The 19,171-nt window shown below is 38.8% G+C and carries 11 protein-coding genes and 2 riboswitches; all 11 genes read right to left on the bottom strand.

From position 1 onward, the window contains the following. Nucleotides 1-288: 288 nt before the first annotated feature. Nucleotides 289-2,358: a glucose-specific PTS transporter subunit IIBC gene (gene ptsG, locus V7124_RS22525; protein WP_335493684.1), complete on the bottom strand. Its 2,070-nt coding sequence runs from the start codon at nt 2,356-2,358 to the stop codon at nt 289-291. A 179-nt stretch (nt 2,359-2,537) separates the two neighbouring features. Then, nucleotides 2,538-3,380 (bottom strand): glucose PTS transporter transcription antiterminator GlcT, encoded by an 843-nt coding sequence (glcT, locus tag V7124_RS22520; protein ID WP_335410156.1) that lies wholly within the window; start codon nt 3,378-3,380, stop codon nt 2,538-2,540. Nucleotides 3,381-3,466: 86 nt separating this feature from the next. Then, nucleotides 3,467-4,594: an ABC transporter permease gene (locus tag V7124_RS22515; protein ID WP_335493682.1), complete on the bottom strand. Its 1,128-nt coding sequence runs from the start codon at nt 4,592-4,594 to the stop codon at nt 3,467-3,469. Beyond that, nucleotides 4,587-5,768 carry an ABC transporter permease gene (locus V7124_RS22510; protein WP_335493679.1) on the bottom strand — a complete coding sequence of 394 codons (1,182 nt, stop codon included), beginning with the start codon at nt 5,766-5,768 and terminating at the stop codon, nt 4,587-4,589. Before V7124_RS22510 ends, V7124_RS22515 begins: the two co-directional genes overlap by 8 nt. A gap of 12 nt (nt 5,769-5,780) precedes the next feature. Continuing rightward, the gene (locus V7124_RS22505) at nt 5,781-6,713 is read right to left on the bottom strand and encodes an ABC transporter ATP-binding protein (protein ID WP_335493691.1); all 933 of its coding nucleotides are present in this window, start codon (nt 6,711-6,713) and stop codon (nt 5,781-5,783) included. A gap of 162 nt (nt 6,714-6,875) precedes the next feature. Then, complete coding sequence (locus V7124_RS22500; RefSeq protein ID WP_335410149.1) at nt 6,876-8,201, bottom strand: NCS2 family permease; 1,326 nt, start codon at nt 8,199-8,201, stop codon at nt 6,876-6,878. Nucleotides 8,202-8,304: 103 nt separating this feature from the next. Further along, nucleotides 8,305-8,407, bottom strand: a riboswitch (purine riboswitch). A gap of 102 nt (nt 8,408-8,509) precedes the next feature. After that, nucleotides 8,510-10,030: a glutamine-hydrolyzing GMP synthase gene (gene guaA, locus V7124_RS22495; RefSeq protein ID WP_335493689.1), complete on the bottom strand. Its 1,521-nt coding sequence runs from the start codon at nt 10,028-10,030 to the stop codon at nt 8,510-8,512. 137 nt (nt 10,031-10,167) lie between these two features. Next, nucleotides 10,168-10,269: riboswitch (purine riboswitch) on the bottom strand. Between the two features lie 32 nt (nt 10,270-10,301). Continuing rightward, nucleotides 10,302-12,494 carry a DUF4129 domain-containing transglutaminase family protein gene (locus tag V7124_RS22490; protein ID WP_335493677.1) on the bottom strand — a complete coding sequence of 731 codons (2,193 nt, stop codon included), beginning with the start codon at nt 12,492-12,494 and terminating at the stop codon, nt 10,302-10,304. Next, complete coding sequence (locus V7124_RS22485; protein WP_335410144.1) at nt 12,491-13,708, bottom strand: DUF58 domain-containing protein; 1,218 nt, start codon at nt 13,706-13,708, stop codon at nt 12,491-12,493. The genes V7124_RS22490 and V7124_RS22485 overlap by 4 nt, the downstream gene beginning before the upstream one ends. A 2-nt stretch (nt 13,709-13,710) precedes the next feature. Next, nucleotides 13,711-14,652: an AAA family ATPase gene (locus tag V7124_RS22480; protein WP_420490584.1), complete on the bottom strand. Its 942-nt coding sequence runs from the start codon at nt 14,650-14,652 to the stop codon at nt 13,711-13,713. A 204-nt stretch (nt 14,653-14,856) separates the two neighbouring features. After that, entirely contained in the window at nt 14,857-19,161 is a 4,305-nt protein-coding gene (locus V7124_RS22475) for an Ig-like domain-containing protein (RefSeq protein WP_335493672.1), read from the bottom strand. Between the last annotated feature and the right edge of the window lie 10 nt (nt 19,162-19,171).

The raw sequence follows: 19,171 nt of genomic DNA, 5'->3' as shown, positions 1-19,171 counted from the left end.
TTGTTTGTTTAGTTTTCAAGGATCAATATTCCGCTTCGCGACGTCTCCGCCAGAAGCAACTCTATTACTATATCATTTCGTTAACGCGTCGTCAACACTTTTTTAAAACTTTTTTATATCAACGTGTTGTTAACTCGTCATTAACGACTGCTAAAATATAATAACATCATTAATTAATATCGTCAACTAAATATTAAAATTAAATTATGGTTGATTGTTTTCTTCCTATTATATAAAAAACTATTATTTAAAAAGCCGGCCCCATTTTACTAAGGCCGGCTTTCCGCATTATTTTGTGATTTTAATAATTCCTTCTTGTTTTAAGTCCACTTGTCCTTCTTTCAAAATAACAACCTTTTCGCCTTCAGCTAAATTCGTAAAGACAATTGGTGTAATTGTAGAAGTTGCATGTTCCTTAATATAGTCTAGATCAACTTTTAGTAATGGCTGACCTTGTTCGACTATGTCATTTTCTGAAACTAACGTTTCAAATCCTTGACCCTTCAGGTTAACAGTGTCAATTCCCACATGTATAAGAATTTCTCGACCAGTATCAGAAAGGATACCAATCGCATGCTTAGTCGGGAATAGGTTTACGATTTTTCCATTAACAGGTGATACAATGGTTCCTTCTGATGGAACGATTGCAAAGCCGTCACCCATCATTTTTCCTGCAAATACTTGGTCAGGAACTTCAGTGATTGGTTTTAATTCTCCTTTAAGAGGAGCCATAAATCCTTCGTCCTCTGTTTGACGAGCATTTTGAAGTGCTTCAGGATTAATTTCTTCAATTTGCTGTTCTACACCTTCTTCAGGTGCCTTTACCGCCGTACGAGGTTTTTTACCTTCCATTATATCTTTCATTTGGCCCTTAATCGTTTCGGAGCGTGGTCCAAAGATTGCTTGAATGCTGTTTCCAACTTCTAAAACACCAGCTGCTCCCAGTCTTTTCAACTGATCCTTATCAACATCTTTACTATCCTTAACAGAAACACGAAGGCGTGTAATACATGCATCCAAATGAGCGATATTCTCCTTACCACCCATCGCATCCAGAATATTAGTTGCTAGATCAGCTGAGCCTGCTTTTCTAGTTGGCGCTTGATTTTCTTCTTCCTCTAATTCACGACCAGGCGTTTTTAAATTAAATTTTCGGATCGCAAATCGGAAGCCAAAGTAATAAACAACCGCAAAGACTAGACCTACAGGAATAACAATCCAAGCATTGGTTTGCGGGTTAATTAATCCAAATAAGATATAGTCAATTAAGCCACCTGAGAAAGTCATCCCGATTTTTACATCTAACAAGTGCATTACCATAAACGAGAATCCAGCAAAGATTGCGTGGATACCGAATAATATTGGTGCTACAAATAAAAATGAGAATTCGATTGGCTCAGTGATACCTGTTAAGAAAGATGTTAGGGCAGCTGAAGCCATTAATCCCCCCACAAAAACCTTCTTTTCAGGTTTTGCTTCATGATAAATTGCTAATGCAGCTGCTGGTAAACCAAACATCATGAATGGGAATTTACCTGTCATAAACGTTCCAGCCGTTAGATTTTGAACATTATCTGTGATTTGTGCCATAAAGATACGTTGATCTCCACGAACTACTTCTCCTGCCTTTGTAGCATATTCCCCAAATTCATACCAGAATGGCGAATAGAAAATATGGTGTAATCCAAATGGAATTAATGATCTTTCAATGACTCCGAAAATAAAAGCAGATATCGTTAAGTTTGCATGTACCATGTTTTGTGAAAATGCATTTAGACCATTTTGAATTGGCGGCCAAATGAATATCATCAATAACCCTAAAACAAGCGCAGATGCTGCAGTAATAATTGGTACAAATCGTTTTCCAGCGAAGAATCCTAAATAGGATGGTAATTCAATTTCATAAAACTTATTGTACATCGACGCAGCTAGTATACCGACGATTATTCCTCCGAACACACCAGTTTGCAGTGTTGGAATTCCCAATACGTTCGCATAGCTAATGCCATTAACATCTTCTGGAGTAATCCCCAGTACTGTCCCCATCGTTACATTCATAACTAGGTATCCGATAATAGCCGCCAGACCCGCAGTTCCTTCACCGCCAGCTAATCCTACAGCTACACCCACCGCAAACAAGAGCGGTAAGTTTCCAAAAATAATATTACCGGCATTTTGCATAACAGAAGCAATTATTTTAACTGTGCTGTTATCTAAAAATGGCGCTAAATCTAATAGAGCTGGGTTTAATAGAGCAGCTCCTAAAGCAAGCAATATTCCCGCAGCCGGCAATAACGCTACCGGCAGCATTAATGCTTTACCAACTTTTTGTAAGACACCAAAAGCATTTTTAAACATAAATCATACCTCCAATTATTTTTATTGCTCATTAAGCGTTTTCATTTGAAACACAAAAAAGGCATGAGTAAAAGTTCAATTGAATGAGAGACTATGGGTATAGATTACCCCAATTTCTCGGTTTCAATTATACTTTTCACTCATGCCTGATCGAATCAGTAACACGTAAAAAATAATAACTATTTAAATTTTTTCTGTATTCGCTGCAAATGCATGGTTAAATACACTGCTTCCGCATCAAATACTTTCAATTTTAAGGTTTGTTGCATTACCTTAATGAGCTTCCATGAGAGATTATAGCATATGGGATATTCTTGTTTCAATAGTAAAGATATTTTTTCTGGCTCCTCTACTTTTTCCCCTTTAGCGACCCTCTCAATGGTAAAACGCAGGTGGCGGACAAGCCTCATATAATCAATGCCTTCCTTATCAATGACAATATCAAATTGCTCTTCGACCATTTTCACCAGCCTGCTAACAAGCTGTGAATGTTGATTTACCTCTGACAATTCCCTACTCGTCATGGCACTATGAATATGCAAAGCAATAAATCCAATTTCACCAACTGGAAGTAGAATCCCTATTTTTTCGCTAATTAACTCAACGACTTCTTTCGCTATTTCATATTCATGTCGATAAAGAGTTTTCGTTTCGATCAAAAATGGATTACTAACCTCCATACCATTTGAAATTCTAGTGATCGTAAACATTAAATGGTCTGTCAAAGCAACATGAATATGTTCATCTAGTAATGTATTTGTCCTTTGCATGATTAGGCTAATAGCAGAAATAATTACTTCTTGTAATTCATCGTCAATAAAAGGCAGTAATTTAATATAATTCTGCTGCTCCTTCTCATTTTTCAAAACAAAAAGTTTTTCAACCGATTCCGTTTCAATAGAATCTCCAGGTTTCCGATTGAAACCAATTCCTTTCCCAATTAAAACGACTTCTACGTAGGAAGGATGTTCAGCTATCAAAACATTGTTGTTTAGCACCTTATCCACTCGCAGATTTGCCATAATTCCTTCCCCATTTCGTCCCATCACTCAGTAATTCCATGTTATAAGAGACAAAATGAGAAGTCAACGTCAACATTCGACATAATCTATTTGGATCGCATGCCTCTAATCCCAATAAAGAAAAAGAACATTGAAAACCCTAGCAGCATCGCGGAATCCTTTAGAAGTGTAGCAAAATGGAGACTGCCGCTAATAATTTCTTTGAATCCTGACATCGCCCAGCTTTGAGGTACGGCTAAAGCAATTTTTTGCATAAACTCTGGGACAACCTCGATAGGCCAATATACACCTCCAAGCATACAGGTACTGACAATTAAAACGGCACTTATGGCTGTAGCTTGCTGCTTTGTTTTGACCATCCCTGCAATCATCAGACCAAAGCCAACCACACATAAGATAACCAACGAGGCAAAGGGAATGATATAGCTTATCTTACCCCAGCTGGTGTCGAACATTAGATTCATTGCTGTCATTAATGCCAGCAACTGAATCCACCCCATCAGAAAATAAGAAAGGGTATATCCTGCTACTATTTGAGACCTGCTAGCCGGGGTAATCATCAACCTCTCCCATGTCCCGCCTCTTCGTTCATCAAGGATCGTTGATGCTGCACCAGAAAGGCCAAACATCATGAACATCATCGTAAACCCAACAAACATTAGGTTAACGTTTACCATGTTACTTCCGTCCTTTTGGACTGTAAGCACCTCAACTTGAGCACCCTTACTCATTAGAACTGCTTCCAGTACTTCCGGTAATGCATTAGCATCCATCATTTCGGCTGCTTGATAGGAGCGAATAAGTAAACTTGCACTTCCCTGCAGATACTGCTCCAAAGCAAGATAACCTTCATTTTTACTGCGGAGGATGATATCCAATACCGGTTTTTTATCTTCTATTCTTTTTTCGATATCGATTGGGATTACCACCGCTGCAATGACTTCCTGCTCTGATACATTACTTTTAGCCTTTTGCAAAGTCACCTTTTTCCATTTATAATCATTGTTCTTCTTTAACAGCTCGAAAGTTTCATTCGTACTATTCCCGTCATTAACAACAACATTGACAACTGGTTTATTTTGTTCCGATTCCACTTGCAGCCCGCCAAATATCCAGCTAAATAAGATAGGCAGAATAAACATTAGAACCCATGCTCCCGGGGTTTTGAAAAATTCCTTTAGATGCAGCCATGAAATCGTTATGATTTTACGCATATTTTCTCCTCCTCTCACTGGAAAGGCGGATTAAGCCAAGCACAAAAAAGATTCCTCCTAAAGCAATTGCACTGCTAATGGCAGGGATTATATCCACTAAAGATGACCCGGTCATTAGGTCTAAATAGGTTTGCAATGCAAGGCTATTTGGCAATACTTTTGCCGCCGCTACAAACGCATCCGGTAAAACATAGATAGGAACCATACTTCCGCCTAATGCTGCAAATATTTGTGTTCCTAACATTCCTGCAACACCAAAGGCTTTTTCTGTTTTAAAAAAAGACCCCGCTAATACACCAAGACCACAGGTACTTACAACAAAAGCAAAAGTCATGATGATAATACCTGCCACAGATTTTCCCCAGTCGACTCCGAAAAGGAGCTTTGTGCCGAGTATAATGAAAAAGGCTTGTGTGAGGCAAATAATGAATAAACCAAGCATTTTTCCTAAAAGATATTCTAAGTACGTTAAGTTTGACAGCAGCAGGCGCTTGTATACTTCTTGTTCTTTTTCAAGAATCATTGTTGAAACACCTTGAACAGCTGTCATTAATAAAAACATGACCCCCATTGCCGCAGCATAATATTGAAAAGATCCTACCGTTTCGGTATCTGGATTGACTGTTGTTTCCTGGAGAAGAGATTGGTTGAGTTCATCAGAGGAGGAGGTTTCTTGAATCTCACCTTGTACAGGCTGAGCACCGTTTGCCATGGCTTCAAGTGGAATCATTTGAGCAAATTGTTCAATTACAGTGGTAACGATTATCGATTTAATACCTGGATCAGGTACGGTGTAAACTTTTACCTTTGCTTCCTTTCCAGTAGTTACTGTTTCGGTAAAATCTTCGTCAATCACAATTCCTATCGAAAGTTTATGGTTATTTATTTTTTCTACTAAGTCCTTCTCTTGATAATAGGTAACTTTTATTTGGTCCGATAATTCCTTGTTAAAAACCTCATCAGATAAGATTCCACCTAACGGCCCTTTATCTAAATTAACAATTCCGAGATCGAATTTTTTTATTGTGACATCTTCTTCGCCTCCCATTATATCACCAAAGGCTGCCCCCAAAATGGAGATTAACAAAAGCGGCATTGCAATCAAGGTTAAAAGCGCTTTTTTGTCACGAATGATAATCAATAAATCCTTCCACGCCAGCCACCAGAAAGTCATCTCATCACCCCCCTAATCTCTCAAGCTACGTCCGGTTAAATGCAAGAACACACTTTCTAAGTTAGGCTCGATAATTTCTACAGAAGTCACCCTTGTTCCGGAGTTTGTCACCAACTGAATCAAATCACTTAAAATAAGCTGTGGCTCTTTATGGAAGAGCATCAGTTTATTGTCTTGTAGTTGAATGTCCTTTTCAGGGAATTTCCCTTTACCTACATTTAAAATATCCACTGACGTTCCTCTATCAAGAGTCAGTACAATTCTTGAGCGATCGCCAATCGTTTCCCTCAATTCCTTTAAAGTACCACAAGCAATTAATTCTCCATGGTCGATGATACCTATCCGTTCACAAAGGTATTCAACCTCCTCCATATAATGGCTGGTATAAATAATCGTCATTCCCTCATTATTTAACCTTTTTACCGTCTCTAAAATATGATTTCTTGACTGTGGATCGATTCCGACTGTAGGTTCATCCATGATTAAGACCTCTGGTTGGTGTAAGATCGCAGCGCCAATATTTACCCGCCGCTTCATCCCGCCTGAAAAGGTACTAACCTTATCCTTAGCCCGATCGGTTAAGCCGATAATTTCGAGAACCCCATCAACTGATTTTTCGAGTTCTTTTCCAGATAAATCATACATTCTTCCCCAAAACTTCAAATTTTCTTTAGCTGATAACGTCTCATAGAGAGCTATTTCCTGTGGCACTACCCCAATTATTTTTTGAGCTTGTTTTGCATTTTTGATGACATCAATACCGTTTATTTGGATCTCACCTGAACTAGGAGGAAACAGACCGGTTATCATATTAATAATCGTAGATTTTCCGGCACCATTTGGACCAAGCAAACTAAAAGACTCTCCTTTTTCAATCGAAAAAGACACCCCCTTTACTGCGTCAAATTTTCCAAAACTTTTTTTCAATTCCTGAACGCTTAGTATGTTCACCGTTAACACGCTCCGTTCCATTCATCTTCTTATACTTCTTATCATACAGAAGTATAATGGAAATTTTGTAAATTTATTGTGAAAAATAAGAATGTTTCGTGAAATGATTCACGCACACAAAAGGACCTGTGAAATTCACAGATCCCTTAATCCTGATTATAAGAAAATGAAGTATAGAACGAAAATGACAAAGAAGAAGTACATAATCGGATGGATCTCTTTTTTGCGTCCTTTGATAAGCATTGTAATTGGGTAGAAGATAAAGCCAATTGCAATCCCGGTAGCAATACTGTATGTCAATGGCATCGCAATCATGGTTAAGAATGCCGGTACAGCAATTTCAAACTTAGTCCATTCAATCTTCCCTAAAGATGAAACCATCAATGCTCCAACGATAATTAATGCAGGTGCTGTTACTGCTGCAGTAACGACTGATAATAACGGGAAGAAAAATAATGATAATAGGAACAATGCCGCTGTTACAAGTGATGCAAATCCAGTTCTTGCTCCTGCAGCAACCCCTGCAGAAGACTCAATATAGGATGTTGTTGTTGATGTACCAAGAACGGCACCAACCGTTGTTGCAACTGAGTCAGCAATTAATGCTCTGCCTGCTCGTGGCAATTTATTGTCTTTAATCATTCCTGCTTGGTTTGCCACTGCGACAAGTGTCCCAGCATTATCAAAGAAGTCTACAAACAAAAGAGTTAAAATAACCCCAAGCATTGCCATTGAGTAAAACGAACTATCTGTTAAAGAAGAAAACGCAGCTCCAAATGTAGGTGCGATACTTGGAACGGTATCGACAATTTTCTCTGGTGTGTCAATTAAGTTAAAAATCATTCCTACGATAACAGTAATAATCATTCCGAAAAATACTGCTCCGTTAATTCCTCTAGTCATCAGGATAACTGTCACAATAATCCCAAAAATAGCTAGTAACGTTGGTCCAGCTGACAAATCACCTAATCCAACTAGCGTCGCATCATTGTTTACTACAATACCAGCACTCTGTAATCCAATAAAGGTAATGTATAAGCCAATACCAGCACCAACCGCATGCTTTAGCTCGATTGGAATGGCATTGATTAATTTCTCACGTAAACCTGTTAGTGTTAATAAAAAGAAAAATACACCAGAAATGAATACTGCTCCTAAAGCATGCTGCCAAGGAATTCCGCTTCCTAACACCACCGAATAAGCAAAGAAAGCATTCAATCCCATACCAGGTGCTAAGGCAAGTGGATACTTACCGAGCAATCCCATCACAATCGATCCAATTGCTGCTGCTAATGCAGTCGCTACAAATACTGATCCATAATCCATTCGAAGTGCGTCTGGAAAATCCGGTACACTTGCTAGTGTCAAAGTCAGTGGGTTGACCACTAATATATACGCCATTGCCAAGAAGGTGGTTATCCCGCCAATCGTTTCACGGCGATAATTCGTTCCTAATTCCTTAAACATAAAATACTTTTGCATCGGTTTTCCCCCTAATGATCTTCCTTTTATAAAAACAAAAAACGCTCCGATTTTTACCGGAACGCTTGACTTGGGCAAATGTAAATAAATAGAGGGCTAAACCTCCGTTTACACACTGCCTCGTAGTCAAGCCATTTAACGGTGGCTCGGTAGAAACTTTTGGGCCATATTCCCAATATTATACGAGTAAAATCGACAAATTATTTAATTCCTCATCAGTTTACCAAGCTTTTTTCTTTTTGTAAATATAAAAAGCGAACAATTTTTAAATAAATTTAAAAATCGTTCGCTTTTAAGGTATCTACCGCTTATTCCCACTCAATGGTTGCAGGCGGTTTACTAGTTATGTCATATACAACTCGGTTAACATGCGAAACTTCATTTACAATCCGCGTAGAAATGATCTCAAGTACATCCCATGGAATACGTGCCCAATCAGATGTCATCCCATCAATGGAAGTAACAGCACGGATTCCAATTGTATAATCATATGTGCGCGCATCGCCCATAACACCTACACTGCGGATGTCAGGAAGTACCGTAAAGTATTGCCAAATCTCGCGATCAAGCCCAGCCTTCTTAATTTCCTCACGCAGAATCCAGTCTGAATCTCGGACAATTTCAAGTTTATCTTCAGAAATCGCCCCTAGGACACGAATGCCAAGTCCTGGTCCAGGGAATGGCTGTCTCCAGACAATGTCATCTGGAATTCCAAGTTCTGTTCCTAAAGCACGGACTTCATCTTTAAATAAGGTATTCAATGGCTCAATCAAAGTAAATTGCATGTCCTCTGGCAATCCGCCAACATTGTGATGGGATTTTATTGTTTGTGCTGTAGCTGTTCCACTTTCAATAATATCGGTATATAGCGTACCTTGCGCTAAAAACTCAATTCCCTCAAGTTTTGTCGCTTCGTCATCAAAAACATAAATAAACTCATTGCCAATGATTTTGCGTTTTTTCTCTGGATCAGAGACGCCTTCTAATTTTGACATAAAACGTTCTTTTGCATCGACTTTAATGACATTCATATGGAAGCCATCAGCAAAAGTCTTCATAACACTATCCGCTTCATTTTTACGCAGCAGGCCATGGTCGACAAATATACAGGTTAATTGATCACCGATCGCTTTATGAATCAGCACAGCAACAACTGATGAGTCTACTCCACCGCTAAGGGCACAAAGAACTTTTTTATCGCCAACCTGCTCACGAATCTTGGCCATTTCGACTTCAATAAAGTTCCCCATCGACCAGTCGCCTTTACAGTCACAGACATTAAAAACAAAATTCTTAAGCAGCTGATTTCCGTACACAGAGTGGCGGACTTCTGGATGAAATTGAACAGCATAAAGGCCGCGGTCCTCATCGCTCATCGCGGAGATAGGACAAGATGGATTTGTTCCATCAACCGTAAACCCCTCTGGTGCTTCCACTACCAAATCACCATGACTCATCCAAACCACTTGCTCTTCAGGCATGTCCTGGAATAGTTTAGTTTGATGTTGGATATTCATGACAGCCTTACCATACTCACGGTTCTGAGCCTTTTCAACCTTCCCATTAAAGTGAACGGTCATTAGCTGCATGCCATAACAAATTCCTAAAATCGGCAAACCCATTTCAAAAATTTCTTCATCACATCGAAATGAATTTTCATCATAGACGCTATTAGGGCCACCAGAAAAGATGATACCCCTTGGATTCATTTTTCTAATTTCATCAGCAGTAATCGTATGTGGATGCAGTTCACTATACACGCCAAACTCACGTATACGGCGCGTTATTAACTGATTATATTGACTTCCAAAGTCTAAAACGACAATCATATCCTGCGTACCTGTCAAAATGGCCACCTCTTCCAAATTAATATCGTTAGTATTTACTTTAAAGGATAAAAAAAACTAGAATTCTCCCCTCCAAATAAACCAGGAAGGCAGAATTCTAGCTTTTTTGCAATAGCAATTAACCAATTTTCTGCCTTCATAGTCAGGTCATTAATGGTGACCCGGTAGAGACTCTCGAACCCTATTTTCGAGGATATATGAAGGAAACGTATTTAAATTTACAGCTTATTGTAACAATAGGGTGTTTTATCGGTCAAGCAATTGTCTTTTTAATTAAATTTTCCCATAATTCTCGTGAATCTTCCCAGCTTCCCTTCGGCAGTTTCTGATGGTATAAATATTGCTCATATCTATCCGTCAGCCTAGACATCTCTCTTGAAGCAAAGAAGGTATCAATGTAACGGGCATAATTTCTCAGTGTTTGGTCCTCATTACGCTTTAGGCCGTATCGTTCTAATTGATCTAAAAGAACAAGGTATGCCTTACCAATATTTTCATCCCTTTTTCTTAGCCGGAATTGAAGCAAATATAAATATGGGATCCATTTTCCTCTAGACCTATAGATTAATGCTGCCGCCCCCGCAATTAACACGATTGATAACAAAATCAACTTCCAATGCTGACTTATGAACGTTTTAAGCCAGAAACCACTGAAATTAAGCGATTTATCCGTCTCCTTTGAATTACTGCTATTTCCCTCTAAATCTTGCTGTGGTTTTGGAGCTGGTGGAGCAGTCGTTTCCGCAGCATCAGGTGTTCCATCTTCACTGGTAAAGTCAATTGACACTTGATTGGAAAAACCCTTTGTCGGTTCAAACGGGACCCACCCTTGGTTCGGAAAATAAACTTCAACCCAGGAATGCGCATTATTGTTGGTAATTTCATAAATTTGTTTCGACGTTTCTGCTTCACTGTATTTAATAAATTCCCCACCCGTGTATCCTTTTACCCATCGAGTAGGAATACCCAATGAACGAAGCATGACCGCCATCGAAGTGGAGAAATTATCACAATAGCCTATTTTTGTATCAAATAAAAATTGATCAACATAATCTTCATTTTCTCCTGGCGCCGCCACATTCTTCTGGTCATATCTGAATCCAGAACCACCGAAATAACCCTCCACCGCTTTAGCCTTATCGAACCAATTTGTCTTTCCCTCCGTAATCGTTTCGGCTAGTTCTTTTATTCTTTCAGGGAGGTTTTCAGGCAATTGCATATATTTTTCAAGAAACTCTGGACTCATCTGGCTAGGATCCATACCAGTTGTCTGTCTTAAATCAGTTGCTTTGTATTTCGGGACTTTATATTGAACAGAATAGGAATCAGGGGCGACAGGTTGAGAGTCAAAACCAAAAATTGAAATCTTTTCCTTCGTTGAATCAATCTCCAAGGTATACTTACGTTTAAATTGAACCCTTTGAATACCAGCCGGATAAATAAGATGGGTATAATCCATAAAATGAACTAAGGTCGCTGCTTCATCCCTTGTTTCTACGTTAGATGGAATAGGAAAGACAGGAATTAATTCATCTCCGTCGATTCGTAAAGAAGATGTGTCGGAAGGAATCCAACCCTTCCCCGTATAATGATCCTTTGTTTCTACCTTCCAGTAATTCTTATCCACTGCTTCACTCTGGAATACAACACTGTCGTCACCAATAAACGGGCCCCCTAGACGAGAATCATCGGTACCGTAACCAACTTTAGAAACTCCAGGCCCACTTCCATCATCTCCGCCTTTATCGCCAGCCGCCTTAAGATAGGGAACAGGATCTGGCCAAATCGGTTCAAACTTTGGTGCGATAATCCCCACGATTACGCTTAACGCAATCATGATCGCTAATGGTCGCATCCACTTGCGCGTAATCATAGAATCAATAGTTACGTTTTCTTTTGCCAAAATCCTGAAATAGGTTAACATCCCCATGACAGCAAAACCAACTACAACGGTTCGAATAATCGCCATTTTCGCACTATAGAGTGTAAATGTATCCAAAACCGTTATGTAAATGAGCGTCATGAAAAAGAAAATAAAAATTCTCTTTCGGTTTAAAAGCCAATAGTGTACTAGGTAAACCATTAACCATAGGAGAATAAAAAACAATAATGTCCGAAATTCATTTGTCAGTTCTAACCAATTACGTGCTAGAATCAAACTAAAATTCGTAATCAAATCACGGAAAAAAGAGGATATCCAACTGAAGTCAAAGAATCCCTCATCATAATGAAACTTATTTAGTGAAAAAAAGATGAACCATACTTTTAAAATCGTTTTCCATATCCACTTAACTTTTAAAAAAGACACGGCAAAAGAGAGCAGAATAAACATAACAAACAATTCAATATGATCTGTTGATGTTAATTGTTCCACTGGACGTAACCATTCCCATAGAAGCAAAAAACTAAATAAGTATAAAAGAAAGGTCTGGAAATCTCGTTTCATCGTAAATTCACCTCCGAAAAGGATGATGCAAATTCACCTTCATGAACCATAAGCACGCGAACATTTCGTGCATTAGCCAGCGCAATTAGTGTTCTTTCATTTTCTGTAGGAGATTCTGTTTTTCCTTTTATTAAAAAAAGAGTAATCTTCCCTTTCCTTTGCCCCAGGAAGCCAGCCTTTTCGATTAAAGGCTTGGTTAATTGTCCGGAAACTAGGAAGAAGGAAGCGTTTTGTTGACCAAACATGCCTTCAGTTTCTATCACCTTGTCAAATGAGGTAGAGCTAGATGCTTCTATCCGTGCAAGATGATAAAAGAGCTGTTGCAATTGATTTTCTCCACCCCTTATAGGAAATGACGCTCTTTCACGACTAATGGTTAAGAGACCCGTTTGTGCTCCCTTTTTTAGAATAGCCCGCAATAACGAGGCTGTGAAAGAAACAACCACCTCAAAGTGCTTATTAGGAACACAATCCATCACAACAAAAACATCATGGGATTGACGCTGTTCAAATTCCTTCGTCATGATTTCGTTCCGTTTAGCTGAGGCTTTCCAGTTAATCCAAGAAAACCGGTCCCCGGGTTGATAATCCCTAACACCAATCGCCAAGGTGGTATCACGCTGTACTCTTTCTCTTGAGGCAGTCATTCCTTGATCAAAATGGTTCTCAAAAGAGCGGTAAAGTAACTCTGTATAAGCTGGATAAACGATGATTTTATTTTCATTTTTATGTGCCTTTTCTTTTTCTACTAAACCAAGGATATCACCGGTTCGAACGAGAAAGCTGTGAAATACATGCTCACCCCGCGGCAATTCAGTAATGATATATTCATAGGAAAATTCTTTCCTAAAACCAGGCAATAGTAATGCCTTTGCTTTCCATTTTTGTTGTGCGTACTTAAGGGGATCATCCAATTGGTCCTCAATGAGAAAATAAAAGATTGGAAACCTTGAGTTTCGCCTTACATTGACGATTACTTTTAATGGTTCACCCGCATTGTAATCTGTTTTCGGTATTTGACGACTAATTTCTAACTCATTCAATGAATAGAACGATAAACCGATACAATAAAGGGCAAAAGGTAAAAAGCTATAAAATAAAAACCAACTTACAAATCCACCTTGAAACATCGCATATGAAAAAGTTAGGATAATCAAAAATAGTAAGACAACAAACTTCCATACCTTTTTGAATGGATTCCATAATTTCTTCATTATTACTTCACAAGCCTTTGGACAGGAACAGGAATTCGTGCAACCACTCGATTAACAACTTCTTCAGTAGAAAGACCTTCAAACTTTGCTTCTGATTTCAAGATAATCCTATGGGATAAAACAAATGGTGCTAAATATTGAATATCATCAGGAAGAACATAATCACGGCCGTACATGTAAGCATAGGCTTGTGCTGCTTTCATCAACGCAATCGATCCCCTTGGACTAGCCCCAAGGTAGACTCCTCTATAGCTTCTTGTCAGGCTGGCAATATCAACAATATACTGTTTAATGGTTTGATCGACGTAGACTTCTTTAATATCTTGCTGCAGGGCTCTTAATCCTTCGAGGTCAATAACTGGATAAAGGTCTTCAATAGGCGGAACCTTTTGTGCTCTATTTAATACCTCGATCTCTTCATGCACTTCTGGATAGCCCATTTTCATTTTTAGTAAAAAGCGATCCAGCTGTGCTTCTGGCAGTGGATAGGTACCTTCGTATTCAATTGGATTTTGTGTCGCCATGACAAAGAAAGGCTTTTGCAATCGATGGGTGATACCATCAATGGTGATACTTGCCTCCTCCATCCCTTCAAGGAGAGCGGACTGGGTCTTTGGTGAGGTCCGGTTAATTTCATCAGCAAGAATAATGTTCCCCATCAAAGGTCCTGGCCGAAACTCAAATTCCATTTCCTTCGGATTATAGATGGAGATTCCCGTTACATCTGATGGCAATAGGTCAGGCGTAAACTGAATTCTTCGGAAGTTTGCATTAACCGACTTGGCGAGTGCACGAACCATCATTGTCTTTCCGACACCTGGTACGTCTTCTAAAAGCACATGTCCTTCTGCTAATAAGGCAATTAGACTAAGCTCTGCCACATTTCTTTTTCCAATCATAACCTTTTCAATATTTAAAAGGATTTTCTCTATCGTTGGGTTCATTTGTTCGCGGGCCACGTTACATCCTCCTCAAGGTCTTGCTATTATAGACATTATATCTAATAATTCTATATAATTCTGTAAATTCCCTGTAAAAAGGTCACAAATATTCAAAACTCCAATAAATAACAGACGGATTATAAGTGGAAATGCATATAAAAAAAGGCTGTAAATGATATTCCCATCATTCACAGCCCTCCGTTACCTTTATTCCTCAACCGCTACCGTTTTCTTTCTTCTAACTAAAACGGTAATCCCCATTCCTACTAGTCCGAATAGCCCAATTAACGAACCTGCAAACAAAGGTTTATTTTCATAAAACTTCACTAAAGCTGTTTTCTCGGCAATCTTAAACGGAATCACTGTAGTCACTTCATTTCCTGCATCATCAACCGCTGTCACTTCAACTTTATACGAATTGACTTCTGAGAAAGTCGATGTAAAGACTGCAGCACCATTCTGATCTGCTGTTTCATCAAAGGTATACAGCTTACCATTTACCATAATTGATTTAATCGTATCGCTTGGATTATCAAGGGTAATCGCCGCTTTAACAGAATCGTAGTATATCTCATTGTGCTTAATTCCATCGTAAATGATCTTTGGAGCCGTTTTATCAATCATAAACTCGACACTTAATTGCTTAATATTACCTGCTTTATCCTTTACCTCGAAAAACAAAACATGTTTACCTTCAGAAGTAATCGGATCACCGTGATTATATTCCTTGCCGTCCAAGGTTAGGGCAATGATGTCATATTCACTAAAATCCTCAATCAACAGTTCAGGTATTATATCTTTATTAAAATATTTATTTGATAGTGGTTCTTTAAACTTGATGACTGGTGACGTTTTATCAATCGTAAAGACAATGGTTCTCGTGCTCACATTGTTCGCCAAATCGGTTACGGTTGCTTTGAGAACATAATCTTTTTCCACGTCAAGCTGTGTTCCACTTTTATACGGAGCACCATTTAACGTTACAGAAGTTCTGCTTAAATCTAGATGAATATCTGAATACGTAACAATTGGTGCCAGGTTTTGATTAAAGAAGCCATCTAGTATGCCGGAAATCGATAAAATCGGCTTTGTCGTATCTACGGTAAACTTGATTTCAAATGTTGTTTCATTCCCTGCTTTATCACGAGCCAGTACGTTAAAGTGATAAGCCATTTCCTTCGAGGCTGTCGGAGCTGTTCTGCCTATATCTGAACCGTTTAACGTAACAGAAGCGATCTCATCGTCTTTATGATTTAAAGCAAATTCTGGTGTAAAAATTTCGTTTATATATTCACCATCTTTAATCACTCTGTTTTGGCCTTTAAATTTTGGGGTGATGACTGGTTTCGTCTTATCAATCGTGAAGCTCACTTGCTTCGATAAGCTATTTCCAGCTTTGTCGGTCGCTTCTACGAGGACATGATAGTTACCTTCAACGCTAAAATTGTGACTCAATGTTGCACTGTTTTGACTGACCGAGTAGCCGCCGGCATCATAGCGGGCACCATCTCTTGTTACCGTTATTTTGTTACTATCTAAGTTTACATCACGAATAGCGACATTCACTCGCTTATCCTCATTGTAAGAGGCCTCTTGATCAACACCTGTGATTTCAATCGCAGGATTAGTTTGATCAATCGTGAATGTCCGGTTCACCGTGACAGGTCCGTTACCCGCCTTATCTGTCGATTTAACAAATATGGAATACAACCCATCCTGAGAAAAATAATGACCAATTTCTGAAAGCTGTTTTTGATCACTAATGAACGTACCCAAATCATATGGCTTATTATCCTTTGTTACCGCTAGTTCAACATTATTTGTTGAAAAATTCTTCTCATTAACGGATATGGTCACGTTTTTGCTCCCTGGGTTAAAGGAGTGATCGTCCACACCCTCCACTTTCACAACAGGCTTAGTGGAATCAATTATAAAGTCAATCGGTCCATGGACGCTTTTTCGGTTCGCTTTATCCGTTGATTCTAAAGTTACGGTATAATTTCCTTCTTCTTTAAACATATAGCTTAGTGCACCTTCTGTATGATAGCTTAATGCAAGTTCACCAATTCTATATGGAGCCCCATCTTTTAACACGGTTAGCTTTGTATTGGATAGGTCAATATTTGTATCTTTTACCCAAAATGCTGCTGACGTACTTTGGTAATGCTGATCATTCTCAATACCCTCGGTTGCTACTATCGGATCGACGGTATCAATAGTAAAGGTTACGGATTTTTCGTCTGCCTTATTTCCAGCCGCATCTTCCGCAATCACCCTGATGAAATACTCATAGTCATCTTTAAAAAGGTAGGTAAGACTTGATGTTTCAGCAAAGTTTCTCCACTCACCGATCCAAATCGTTTTGCTTTCATTCGTTACTGTATTCTTCTCTATTACTTCATACTGAATCTGGTTGTTAGCAAAGTTATGTTCATTCACTACGATTGAAACAGTTTTGCTCTCAGTGTCGTATGAATGGTTTTTCACCACTTCGTTGGTTTTCACATCGATAATATCGATTACAGGTTTGACTGTATCGACCGTAAACGATAACTCCTTGTTGGAGGCTTTGTTTCCAGCCTTGTCTTCTGCACTTACGGTAATCAGATAATCTCCGTCTTCAGTAAATTTCAGTGCGAGCTCTGATCTTTCACCTGTATTTACAAACGTTTCTTCTATTACACTATCATTCTTCTGAACCGTAACGGTTACGTTGTTTGTTTCATAGTAGTATTCGTTAACCCCGATGACAACCTCACCACTTTTTACAAAGGCACCTTGGTTAATTCCAGTGATATCAACATGTGGTGCGGTTCTATCGATGGTAAACTCTACTGTTTTCGAGCTCATTTTTCCGAATCTGTCTTCTGACATTACTTTAAGTTGATAAACGCCTTCTACTGAAAAGGACATGTTCATTTCACCTTTATAAAGCCACTTTAGGTAATCATAAATGTCCCAATGGCCTGGTTTGAGTTCGGTGACCTGATCACCATTTGTTCTTGTCATTTCAAGGGTCGTTTTGTTTTTATCAAAAGTGAAATCATTGACACTTACTGTTACATCCACATTTTCACTGTTGTAATGTTCCTGATTTTTAACTCCTTTGAACTGAATATCTGGTTTGCCCGTATCAATTATAATGGTTTTCGTTATTACTGATTCATTCCCTGCTTTATCTGTAGATTGTACTGTAATTTCATAGACTCCATCTTCTTTCAATAAATGTTCCGTTGTAATGGTGTCACCGTCACGAACGAATGGATTGATCCCATACTGTTCTCCATTTTTCGTTACCGTTACGTTGTAAGTGTCATGATTCTTATCAGTTACCGCTATTGTTACCGTTTTTTCGCCATCGACTACTCGTTCATCTTCTGTCATCTCCGTACCATCAAGGGAAATGACCGCTTTCGGATGGGTATGATCGATCGTAAAGCTGGTTACTCCTAACTGATGTCCTGGATCGATATTTTGTCGGTCTTTTACTGTAACACTAACCTTATAAACACCATCTTCTGTTAGTGAAAGGACAGCACTTTTACCTTTTCGCTCGAAACTTTTCACTTCCGTGGTCGTTACACCATTTATCGTTTTCTCAATGGATGCCATGGCATCCTGAATACCAATGTCGCTTTCAATCTTCAGTTCAACATTTTTATAAAAACCACTGTCGTTTTTATCTGTAATCGTTAATCTTGGACCCTGTTTCACGATACCAAAGGTCACTATTTTAGCTGTACTGTTATTTCCTGCTTTATCAGCTGCAACCATCGTTACTTCATAAAACCCAGTATTATCAAAGGCTAGGAATGTTTCCTTCTCATTCCAGACTGGCGCTTGTGCAGGTTCGAATGGAATTCCATCTTTTAAAATTGATATCGTACTTTTTTCCGGAGTAAAGTTACTGTCATTTACTTTAATACTCATGGAGACCGGCTTTTTCGTGAAGCCACCTTCTTCAAAGCTACCATCTTCAAATATAGTGGTAACGTCGACAACAGGGATAGTGGCATCTCGATCAATGGTAAATGTGTTGGTTGAAGCAGGGATATTCCATGCATTCTCCACAGCAAATTCCACCGTCACATGTAAGCTGCCATCGCTGCTATCCGGCTGCAATGGAATCGTGACCAAATATTCACCTAAAAAGCCCCATTCAGGTTCCATTATTTCTTCTATTTTTGCTGTTGTGATTTCACTGTCTAAGTAATCAGCTGTAACAGCAAATGGTGTTTCTAACCCAGTAATACCTTCTGTTTGACTAATATTTTCAAAGTCTTCCTTTAAGTCTACCTTGAAGGAAATACTGTCTTTATTGGTCATCCATACTGGCTGATCAATCGATCCCATTTCCCATTCATCTTCATTAAATACGATAAATCGCTTTGCTCCATCAAGTGAAAATGCATTCGAGCTAAATACAAACACAGAAATGAGCAAGAGACTTACCGTTAATGTCCAGATTACTTTCTTTTTACTTTTGTACTTTCTAACTATACTCTCTGCCATTCTACTAAAC

The sequence above is a fragment of the Neobacillus niacini genome (assembly GCF_036961885.1).
Classification (GTDB): Bacteria; Bacillota; Bacilli; order Bacillales; family Cytobacillaceae; genus Neobacillus; species Neobacillus niacini_H.
The sequence above is the reverse complement of the archived record's forward strand: the minus strand, read 5'-3'. Positions and strand labels throughout refer to the sequence as shown.